At 47.4% G+C, this 5,733-nt stretch carries 2 tRNA genes and 3 rRNA genes; all 5 read left to right on the forward strand.

What is annotated here, in order from left to right:
- Positions 1 to 269: 269 nt before the first annotated feature.
- The 5 genes from A4U55_RS08670 to rrf all read left to right on the forward strand — a co-directional run bounded on the left by A4U55_RS08670 (position 270) and on the right by rrf (position 5,679).
- Positions 270 to 1,799: ribosomal RNA gene (locus A4U55_RS08670) — 16S ribosomal RNA — on the forward strand.
- Between the two features lie 62 nt (positions 1,800 to 1,861).
- Positions 1,862 to 1,938, forward strand: a tRNA-Ile gene (locus A4U55_RS08675).
- A 4-nt stretch (positions 1,939 to 1,942) separates the two neighbouring features.
- Positions 1,943 to 2,018: transfer RNA gene (locus A4U55_RS08680), tRNA-Ala, on the forward strand.
- 279 nt (positions 2,019 to 2,297) lie between these two features.
- Positions 2,298 to 5,455 (forward strand): 23S ribosomal RNA (locus A4U55_RS08685).
- A gap of 110 nt (positions 5,456 to 5,565) precedes the next feature.
- Positions 5,566 to 5,679 (forward strand): 5S ribosomal RNA (rrf, locus tag A4U55_RS08690).
- The 16S, 23S and 5S rRNA genes sit together here with 2 tRNA genes alongside, the layout of an rRNA operon.
- Positions 5,680 to 5,733 lie beyond the last annotated feature (54 nt).

The raw sequence follows: 5,733 nt of genomic DNA on the forward strand, positions 1-5,733 counted from the left end.
ACTATTTAAAATCCAAACTAAAGAACAACTTGTGTGGATTTTTGTCAATACAAGATACTTAAATAAATTATCATTCATTGATACTTATTACTTATCTTAATTACTTATCTTAAGTAAGGCAAAAATACTCAAAGTTAATTCATTTACACGATGAGCAGATATTTTTAAAATATCAATTATTGCTAGTAAGTACATAACGTACACGATGAATGAGCCAAAATTAAAGTCCAATAAAAAAGCTTGTCTTTTTATATTGGCAACAAAAGATTAAACTGAAGAGTTTGATCATGGCTCAGATTGAACGCTGGCGGCAGGCTTAACACATGCAAGTCGAACGAAGTTAGGAAGCTTGCTTCTGATACTTAGTGGCGGACGGGTGAGTAATGCTTAGGAATCTGCCTAGTAGTGGGGGATAACTTGGGGAAACCCAAGCTAATACCGCATACGACCTACGGGTGAAAGGGGGCTTTTAGCTCTCGCTATTAGATGAGCCTAAGTCGGATTAGCTGGTTGGTGGGGTAAAGGCCTACCAAGGCGACGATCTGTAGCTGGTCTGAGAGGATGATCAGCCACACTGGGACTGAGACACGGCCCAGACTCCTACGGGAGGCAGCAGTGGGGAATATTGGACAATGGGCGAAAGCCTGATCCAGCCATGCCGCGTGTGTGAAGAAGGCCTTTTGGTTGTAAAGCACTTTAAGTGGGGAGGAAAAGCTTATGGTTAATACCCATAAGCCCTGACGTTACCCACAGAATAAGCACCGGCTAACTCTGTGCCAGCAGCCGCGGTAATACAGAGGGTGCAAGCGTTAATCGGAATTACTGGGCGTAAAGCGCGCGTAGGTGGTTATTTAAGTCAGATGTGAAAGCCCCGGGCTTAACCTGGGAACTGCATCTGATACTGGATAACTAGAGTAGGTGAGAGGGGAGTAGAATTCCAGGTGTAGCGGTGAAATGCGTAGAGATCTGGAGGAATACCGATGGCGAAGGCAGCTCCCTGGCATCATACTGACACTGAGGTGCGAAAGCGTGGGTAGCAAACAGGATTAGATACCCTGGTAGTCCACGCCGTAAACGATGTCTACCAGTCGTTGGGTCTTTTAAAGACTTAGTGACGCAGTTAACGCAATAAGTAGACCGCCTGGGGAGTACGGCCGCAAGGTTAAAACTCAAATGAATTGACGGGGGCCCGCACAAGCGGTGGAGCATGTGGTTTAATTCGATGCAACGCGAAGAACCTTACCTGGTCTTGACATAGTGAGAATCTTGCAGAGATGCGAGAGTGCCTTCGGGAATTCACATACAGGTGCTGCATGGCTGTCGTCAGCTCGTGTCGTGAGATGTTGGGTTAAGTCCCGCAACGAGCGCAACCCTTTTCCTTAGTTACCAGCGACTCGGTCGGGAACTCTAAGGATACTGCCAGTGACAAACTGGAGGAAGGCGGGGACGACGTCAAGTCATCATGGCCCTTACGACCAGGGCTACACACGTGCTACAATGGTTGGTACAAAGGGTTGCTACACAGCGATGTGATGCTAATCTCAAAAAGCCAATCGTAGTCCGGATTGGAGTCTGCAACTCGACTCCATGAAGTCGGAATCGCTAGTAATCGCAGATCAGAATGCTGCGGTGAATACGTTCCCGGGCCTTGTACACACCGCCCGTCACACCATGGGAGTTGATCTCACCAGAAGTGGTTAGCCTAACGCAAGAGGGCGATCACCACGGTGGGGTCGATGACTGGGGTGAAGTCGTAACAAGGTAGCCGTAGGGGAACCTGCGGCTGGATCACCTCCTTAACGAAGTTATCTGATTGGCAAGAATCCACAACAAGTTGTTCTTTGGTAAGATGTTTAAAAACGGGTCTATAGCTCAGTTGGTTAGAGCACCGTGTTGATAACGCGGGGGTCATAAGTTCAAGTCTTATTAGACCCACCATTTTGGGGCCATAGCTCAGTTGGTAGAGCGCCTGCCTTGCACGCAGGAGGTCAGGAGTTCGACTCTCCTTGGCTCCACCAAGCAAGTTTAAACATCAAAGCATACATAAGCAATTTAAATAAGATTTCTTATTTATGCTTTTATTTTATAAACTGACGAAGTTTATAACATTATTTAACAACATAGTATGAGTCTGGGTTAATTATTTAATTCCAACAAATAATTAACCTGGTGTTTGTACCCAATACAAACACCAAAAAAGTAAAGAGAACTGAATCAAGCGTAAACATAGGTGAATCGTTACACATTACCCATACACACCAAAGACTTCCTAGAAGTCAGACTACTTGGGGTTGTATGGTCAAGTAATGAAGTGCACATGGTGGATGCCTTGGCAGTCAGAGGCGATGAAAGACGTGATAGCCTGCGATAAGCGTCGGTGAGGTGGCAATATCCTGTGACCCGGCGATTTCTGAATGGGGAAACCCAACCAACATAAGTTGGTTATTACACGGTTTACTGTGTAAGGCAAACCGGGAGAAGTGAAACATCTCAGTACCCCGAGGAAAAGACATCAAATGAGATTCCGTAAGTAGCGGCGAGCGAACACGGAGGAGCCGATCAATTTTACAGTAGCAAAATGGCGTGGGAAAGCCAACCATAGTAGGTGATAGTCCTGTATGCGAAACTGTTTAAGCGACATATTAAGTAGGGCGGAACACGAGAAATTCTGTCTGAAGATGGGGGGACCATCCTCCAAGGCTAAATACTCCTGACTGACCGATAGTGAACCAGTACCGTGAGGGAAAGGCGAAAAGAACCCCTGTTAGGGGAGTGAAATAGAACCTGAAACCGTGTGCATACAAGCAGTCGGAGCCCGACCACTTAATCGTTTTGAGGATAACAATGAATTTTTACTACGTCTATGTCATACAAAACGTGGATAATCATGATGAGTTTTATGTTGGTTTTACCACCAATTTAAAACAAAGAATTGATGACCATAATAATGGCACAACTTACTCAACCAGAGCAAGAACATGGCGTATTGTTTATTGTGAAGCCTACATTAATGAACAAGTGGCAAGAAAACGAGAGCGAACCATAAAAAATAATGGTCGTATGAGAACTTTCTTGATGAATCGTGTCAAATCACAATTTGACAATCAGAACGATTAAGTGGTCGGGTGACGGCGTACCTTTTGTATAATGGGTCAGCGACTTATATTCTGTAGCAAGGTTAACCGAATAGGGGAGCCGTAGGGAAACCGAGTCTTAATAGGGCGAATGAGTTGCAGGGTATAGACCCGAAACCGAGTGATCTATCCATGAGCAGGTTGAAAGTGCCGTAACAGGCACCGGAGGACCGAACCCACTGTCGTTGAAAAGCCAGGGGATGACTTGTGGATAGGGGTGAAAGGCTAATCAAACTCGGTGATAGCTGGTTCTCCCCGAAAGCTATTTAGGTAGCGCCTCGGACGAATACCATTGGGGGTAGAGCACTGTTTCGGCTAGGGGGTCACACCGACTTACCAAACCGATGCAAACTCCGAATACCGATGAGTAATATCCGGGAGACAGACGGCGGGTGCTAACGTCCGTCGTCAAGAGGGAAACAACCCAGACCGCCAGCTAAGGCCCCAAATTCCTAGTTAAGTGGGAAACGATGTGGGAAGGCACAGACAGCTAGGAGGTTGGCTTAGAAGCAGCCACCCTTTAAAGAAAGCGTAATAGCTCACTAGTCGAGTCGGCCTGCGCGGAAGATGTAACGGGGCTCAAACTAGGAGCCGAAGCTGCGGATTTAATTGTTTCAATTAAGTGGTAGGGGAGCGTTGTGTAAGCCTGTGAAGGTGCACTGTAAGGTGTGCTGGAGGTATCACAAGAGCGAATGCTGACGTGAGTAACGACAAAACGGGTGAAAAGCCCGTTCGCCGGAAGACCAAGGGTTCCAGTCCAACGTTAATCGGGGCTGGGTGAGTCGACCCCTAAGGCGAGGCCGAAAGGCGTAGTCGATGGGAAATCGGTTAATATTCCGATACTTGTTTATGATGCGATGGAGGGACGGAGAAGGTTATGCCAGCCTGGCGATGGTTGTCCAGGTGGAAGGATGTAGTTAGACTGAGTAGGCAAATCCGCTCGGTTATTAATGAGATCTGATAGCAAGCCAGTTTACTGGCAAAGTGGCAAATACCCTGCTTCCAGGAAAAGCTTCTAAGCGATAGTCATAAACGAATCGTACCCGAAACCGACACAGGTGGTCAGGTAGAGAATACCAAGGCGCTTGAGAGAACTCTGCTGAAGGAACTAGGCAAAATGGTACCGTAACTTCGGGAGAAGGTACGCTGCCGATGGTGATAAGACTTGCTCTTTGAGCTGTTGGCAGTCGCAGATACCAGGCTGCTGCAACTGTTTATTAAAAACACAGCACTCTGCAAACACGAAAGTGGACGTATAGGGTGTGATGCCTGCCCGGTGCTGGAAGGTTAATTGATGGGGTTAGCGTAAGCGAAGCTCTTGATCGAAGCCCCAGTAAACGGCGGCCGTAACTATAACGGTCCTAAGGTAGCGAAATTCCTTGTCGGGTAAGTTCCGACCTGCACGAATGGCATAATGATGGCAGCGCTGTCTCCAGCAGAGACTCAGTGAAATCGAAATCGCAGTGAAGATGCTGTGTACCCGCGGCTAGACGGAAAGACCCCGTGAACCTTTACTACAGCTTTACATTGAACTTTGACCTAACTTGTGTAGGATAGGTGGGAGGCTTTGAAGCAGATACGCCAGTATTTGTGGAGCCAACCTTGAAATACCACCCTGGTTATGTTGGGGTTCTAACTTAGGATCAACAAATCCAAGGACAATGTATGGTGGGTAGTTTGACTGGGGCGGTCTCCTCCTAAAGAGTAACGGAGGAGTACGAAGGTGCGCTCAGAACGGTCGGAAATCGTTCAAAGAGTATAAAGGCAAAAGCGCGCTTAACTGCGAGACCCACAAGTCGAGCAGGTACGAAAGTAGGTCTTAGTGATCCGGTGGTTCTGTATGGAAGGGCCATCGCTCAACGGATAAAAGGTACTCTGGGGATAACAGGCTGATACCGCCCAAGAGTTCATATCGACGGCGGTGTTTGGCACCTCGATGTCGGCTCATCTCATCCTGGGGCTGAAGCAGGTCCCAAGGGTATGGCTGTTCGCCATTTAAAGAGGTACGCGAGCTGGGTTTAGAACGTCGTGAGACAGTTCGGTCCCTATCTACCGTGGGCGTTGGAAATTTGAGAGGATCTGCTCCTAGTACGAGAGGACCAGAGTGGACGAACCTCTGGTGTTTCGGTTGTCACGCCAGTGGCATTGCCGAGTAGCTATGTTCGGATGGGATAACCGCTGAAAGCATCTAAGCGGGAAGCCCACCTTAAGATAAGATTTCCCTAAAGAGCCGTTGTAGACGACGACGTTGATAGGTTGGGTGTGGAAGTGTAGTGATACATGTAGCTAACCAATACTAATTGCTCGTTTGGCTTGACCATACAACACCCAAGTGGTTTACCACTGACTGTGTTGATTGGTAATATGTAAGATGAACCTTAATCTTGATTTGGTAATAAACAGACTCATACAGCGTTGTTAATCCTTTTACGCTGACGACAATAGCAAGATGGAACCACCTGATCCCTTCCCGAACTCAGAAGTGAAACGTCTTAGCGCCGATGGTAGTGTGGTTCGCCCATGTGAGAGTAGGTCATCGTCAGCACCTTATTTTAAACCCCTCTTTGCAGAAGCAAAGGGGGGTTTTGTTTGGGGGTTG

The organism is Moraxella catarrhalis (assembly GCF_001632285.1).
GTDB classification, from domain to species: Bacteria; Pseudomonadota; Gammaproteobacteria; order Pseudomonadales; family Moraxellaceae; genus Moraxella; species Moraxella catarrhalis.